Genomic DNA, 4,930 nt, shown 5'->3' with positions numbered 1-4,930 from the left:
ACGTGAAATTCAGCGCGAACTTTGAGTTTGTTGTTGGAGAATAATGATAAAAAAACCTGTACCGGCTGAGAGCCGGTACAGGTTTTTTTATTTACACCTTATCGTTTCCATCGTTTTGTGAAGGCGTGAATAACCAAATTGTCGAAAAATATTTTTTGAATTGAAAAATAGTCTGTTTTGCATAAATCCGTTATAATGTGACCGAAAAGGAAAAATGATGGCGAGTATACTTGTGTGGAGGGATGAGAGTGAGTGGAGAAGGCATTATTCGGTTCGACCGGGTGTCGAAAGCATATGACCGTAATGAGCGCGTACTTGATGAGGTCAGCTTTGAAATGGAAAGAGGCAAATTTTACACGCTGCTTGGACCGTCCGGGTGCGGGAAAACAACGATTTTGCGGCTTATTGCAGGGTTTACAGAGCCGACGTCCGGTGATATTTTCTTCAACGGCAAGCGGATGAATAATGTGCCGGCTAATAAAAGGCAGGTGAATACAGTTTTTCAAGATTATGCATTATTTCCTCATTTAAATGTATATGAAAACATTGCCTTTGGACTGCGTATTAAAAAAATGAAAAAAACGGATATCGATGCAAAAGTAACGGAAGCGCTGAAATTCGTCAATTTATCCGGCTATGAAAAGCGGGAGCTGTTGGAAATGTCCGGCGGGCAAAAGCAGCGTGTAGCTATTGCACGGGCGATCGTAAATGAGCCAGAAGTGATCTTGCTTGATGAACCGCTGTCGGCGCTTGATTTGAAGCTGCGGACGGAGATGCAGTATGAGCTTCGCGAACTTCAGCAGCGGCTTGGCATTACGTTTATTTTTGTTACGCACGATCAAGAAGAGGCGCTTGCGATGAGCGACGAGATTTTCGTGTTAAATGAAGGCAGAATTCAACAGAGCGGCACACCGATGGATATTTATGATGAACCGATCAACCGGTTTGTGGCCGACTTTATCGGTGAGTCGAATATTATTGACGGCACTATGGTCCGTGACTACGAAGTAGAATTTGCCGGATGCCGGTTTGAATGTGTGGATAAAGGACTTAGACCAGATGAACCAGTGGAAGTCATCATCCGTCCGGAAGATTTGGCTTTAACAACACCGGGTGCCGGCAAAATCCAGGCGGATGTCGATTCCCAACTGTTCCGCGGCGTGCATTATGAAATTTGCTGCTATGATGCGGACGGAAACGAATGGCTCGTTCATTCGACGAAAAAAGCGGTTGTGGGCGAAAAAGTCGGGCTTAATTTTGATCCGGAAGCGATTCACGTGATGCGTCACAATGAAACGGAAGAAGAGTTTGATAAACGGCTTGAAAGCTATGAAACAGGAGGGAGCATAAATGGACGCGAATAAACGGACATTTTACTCGATTCCATACATGCTATGGATCGGATTGTTCGTCGTCGCACCGATTTTGCTGGTTGTTTACTATTCCTTTTTTGATTTGAATGGAAATTTTACCTTTGCGAACTATCAAAACTTTTTTACGCCTGTGTATTTAATGATGACGCTCAGTTCGTTTTGGTATGCTTTTTTAATTACATTTTTCTGTTTAGTCATCGCGTATCCAGCCGCTTATTTTATTACCCAGTCTAAGTTTAAACAAATTTTGCTGTTATTGATCATTTTGCCCTCATGGGTAAATTTGTTATTAAAAGCATACGCTTTTCTTGGCATTTTCAGTACGTATGGAGCAGCCAACAGCTTTTTGAAAACAATCGGGATTGGATCAAAACAAATTTTATTTACCGATTTCAGCTTCGTTTTTGTATCGGTGTACATATTTATTCCATTTATGGTTTTGCCTATTTTCAACGCGCTTGATAAGCTGAATCCGGCACTTGTGTATGCATCGCGTGACCTCGGCGCATCTTCATGGATGACGTTTCTGAAAGTCATTTTTCCCTTGACGTCATCCGGTGTCAAAGCGGGTGTGCAGGCTGTCTTTATTCCGGCTCTCTCACTGTTTATGATTACCCGCCTGATCGCCGGCAATCGGGTTATTACGCTTGGTACGGCGATTGAGCAGCACTTTCTCGTGACCCAGGACTGGGGGATGGGTGCGACGATTGCTGTTTTTTTAATTCTCATTATGGTGATTATTATGATTGTGACCGGTACGCGTAAGAAAGGGGTACTGTGACATGAAATCATTTTGGCCGCGCGCGTACTTAGCATTTGTGTTTCTGATTTTATATGCACCGATTTTTTATTTGATGTTTTACTCGTTTAATAGCGGAGGAACGATGAGCAGCTTTGATGGCTTTACACTTGATTGGTATAAAGAATTGTTTTCCGATACGAGGCTGCTCATTATTGTGTTAAATACTATCGTTATTGCTTTGTTGTCAGCCGCGATTTCGACGATAATTGGCGTGATTGGAGCGCTGGCTATCATCTACGCGAGAAAGCGAATCTATCAAAATACGCTTCTTTCATTAAACAATGTATTGATTGTTAGCCCGGATGTTATTATCGGCGCTTCTTTTTTAATTTTGTTTACGATCGTCGGCATTAAGCTCGGTTTTACGTCGGTACTTTTGGCACATATTGCTTTCTCGGTGCCGATTGTTGTTATTATGGTGCTGCCGAAACTGCAGGAAATGAGCAGTTCTTTAATTGATGCAGCGCGTGACCTTGGCGCTTCCCGATTCGATGTTTTAACGAAAGTCATTTTACCGTATATTACACCCGGTATTTTTGCCGGCTTTTTTATGGCGCTGACGTACTCACTTGATGATTTTGCAGTCACGTTTTTCGTGACAGGAAACGGATTTACAACACTTTCCGTTGAAATTTATTCGTTGGCGCGCCGGGGTATTTCATTAAATATTAACGCACTTTCGACGCTTTTATTCTTATTCACGATATTCCTTGTGATCGGCTACTATTTTATTCAACAACGAAATGAAAAACCGGCAGCGGGGGTGCGGAAATGAAAAAATTGATGCAGGCGCTCGTTGCGGTTTTCCTGATTTCTTTTCTTCTTTTGTATGTCGTTGACCGCTTAAATGCTTCGAGCGGGCAGACAGAAGGCAGCACGTTGACCGTCTATAACTGGGGCGATTATATTGATGCAGAACTGATCGACCGGTTTGAAAAGGAAACGGGTGTGAAGGTCATTTATGAAACGTTTGATTCTAACGAAGCAATGATGACAAAAATAGAGCAGGGCGGCACAACATATGATGTGGCGGTACCTTCTGAATATACGATAGAAAAAATGCGGGATCAGGATCTTCTTTATCCAATTAACCATTCGAAAGTGCCAAATCTGAAATATATTGACGATCGGTTTATGGATTTGTCATTTGATCGTGGAAACAAGTATTCAATTCCATACTTTTGGGGGACCGTCGGTATTTTATACAATACCGATGAAGTTAACGGAGAAATTACTGCTTGGAATGATTTATGGAAACCGGAGTTCCGCAATAAAATTTTAATGATTGACGGTGCGCGTGAAGTAATGGGAATGGGGCTGAACAGCCTTGGCTATTCATTGAATGATACAAATGAAGCGCACTTGCAGGAAGCAAAAGCGAAACTGGATGAATTGACGCCAAACATTAAGGCGATTGTCGGCGATGAAATCCGGATGCTGATGGGAAATGATGAAGCATCGATTGGCCTTGTCTGGTCCGGGACTGCCTCTGAACTGATGGGGACGAAAGATAATCTTGAATATGTCGTGCCGGAAGAAGGATCGAATCTTTGGTTCGACAACATGGTGATTCCGAAGACAGCAAAAAATATTGAAGCGGCTCATGCATTTATTAACTTTATGCTTGATCCTGAAGTGGCGGCGCAAAATACGGAATATGTCGGCTATTCGACACCGAATAAAAAAGCGCTGGAATTCATGCCGAAAGAAATGGTAGAAGACAAACGCTTTTATCCGCCTGCTCACATGACCGAGCGTCTGGAGGTGTACGAAAACCTTGGACCGGAAATGCTCGCTCGCTACAATGAACTATTTTTGAAATTTAAAATGCACCGCAAGTGACCCTGATATACAGGGTTTCTTTTTTGTAAAAAATTACATTATTGTTGTATTTTTCAGAGTAATTAGATGTATAATAAAAAAGAAGAATTAAAAAAGTCTTTTTTAAGACAGCACGACTGGCTCGTGAGAAGAGACTGCTATCGGATTCAAGGATATTATTACCGTCCGCTTCTAGAAAAAGAGGTAGTAGCTCTTTTTGAAAAAAATGAAACTTTTAAAGAAAGAAGATCGTATTCACTCATATACTTCGTTAAAAAGGGAGATGGGATTATGTTTGGAAAGGTCGCGGCAGACGTATTAGGATTAAGCGATGTTGGAGCAGTCATCAAGCCGGCTGATTATGACAAAGTAGATGCGGATGATTACATTATGCATGAAGATAATGAGAAAATTTATTTTCTCATTAAATCGAAAGCAGATGAATATTGCTTTACGAACATTGGGCTTGTGCATGTAGATGGGGCAAATGCTGTCAGCAAAAAACGGATGCTTCGCCGGTTTAACTACGTGACAAACCGTATTTCGAACGTATACCTCGAAACAGCGGGTACAGTGGACCTCGATGTGGAAATTAAGTTTACACTTGGCAGTGAAACGTACTCCATTGACGTGCACAAAAGACATCTGGAAGAATTAAAAGACTTGTACAAGGCATTATGGCAAATTGCAGAAATGCAAAGGGAAAACGAAATGCATCTCGGTTACGCCCAGCAAAGCCTGGATATATCAGCAAATTCGATTAAAAACATTACGAAGGCGCAAATTGATTTATCAGCTGAATTTGAAAAAGTAAATGCTTACGCATTTGACTGGTTCAAAAAATCAAGCGATGAATATCGTGTAAAAGATTTTGGTGCCGTTTACGAAAAATATATTAATAACTAACGTGAATAAATATTAAAAAACGGCACCT

General features: G+C 41.5%; 5 protein-coding genes. All 5 read left to right on the top strand.

Features of this window, described 5'->3' with window-relative positions; translation table 11 throughout:
• The first annotated feature begins 248 nt into the window (after positions 1 to 248).
• The 5 genes from VQ00_RS14800 (at position 249) to VQ00_RS14780 (ending at position 4,902) form a co-directional block, all read left to right on the top strand.
• Positions 249 to 1,364, top strand: coding sequence for an ABC transporter ATP-binding protein (locus VQ00_RS14800; protein WP_046180903.1), 1,116 nt, complete (start codon positions 249 to 251; stop codon positions 1,362 to 1,364).
• Positions 1,351 to 2,154, top strand: a complete 804-nt coding sequence (locus VQ00_RS14795) for an ABC transporter permease (RefSeq protein WP_046180902.1) — start codon at positions 1,351 to 1,353, stop codon at positions 2,152 to 2,154. Before VQ00_RS14800 ends, VQ00_RS14795 begins: the two co-directional genes overlap by 14 nt.
• Position 2,155: 1 nt before the next feature.
• On the top strand, positions 2,156 to 2,950 hold the full coding sequence (locus VQ00_RS14790) for an ABC transporter permease (protein ID WP_046180901.1): 795 nt from the start codon (positions 2,156 to 2,158) through the stop codon (positions 2,948 to 2,950).
• Entirely contained in the window at positions 2,947 to 4,017 is a 1,071-nt protein-coding gene (locus tag VQ00_RS14785; RefSeq protein ID WP_046180900.1) for an ABC transporter substrate-binding protein, read from the top strand. Before VQ00_RS14790 ends, VQ00_RS14785 begins: the two co-directional genes overlap by 4 nt.
• A 270-nt stretch (positions 4,018 to 4,287) precedes the next feature.
• On the top strand, positions 4,288 to 4,902 hold the full coding sequence (locus tag VQ00_RS14780) for a PH domain-containing protein (RefSeq protein ID WP_046180904.1): 615 nt from the start codon (positions 4,288 to 4,290) through the stop codon (positions 4,900 to 4,902).
• Positions 4,903 to 4,930: the final 28 nt, after the last annotated feature.

Source organism: Domibacillus tundrae, from assembly GCF_000970675.1.
Taxonomy (GTDB): domain Bacteria; phylum Bacillota; class Bacilli; order Bacillales; family Domibacillaceae; genus Domibacillus; species Domibacillus tundrae.
Note: the sequence above shows the minus strand (reverse complement) of the source record. Positions and strands in the feature narration are given on the sequence as shown.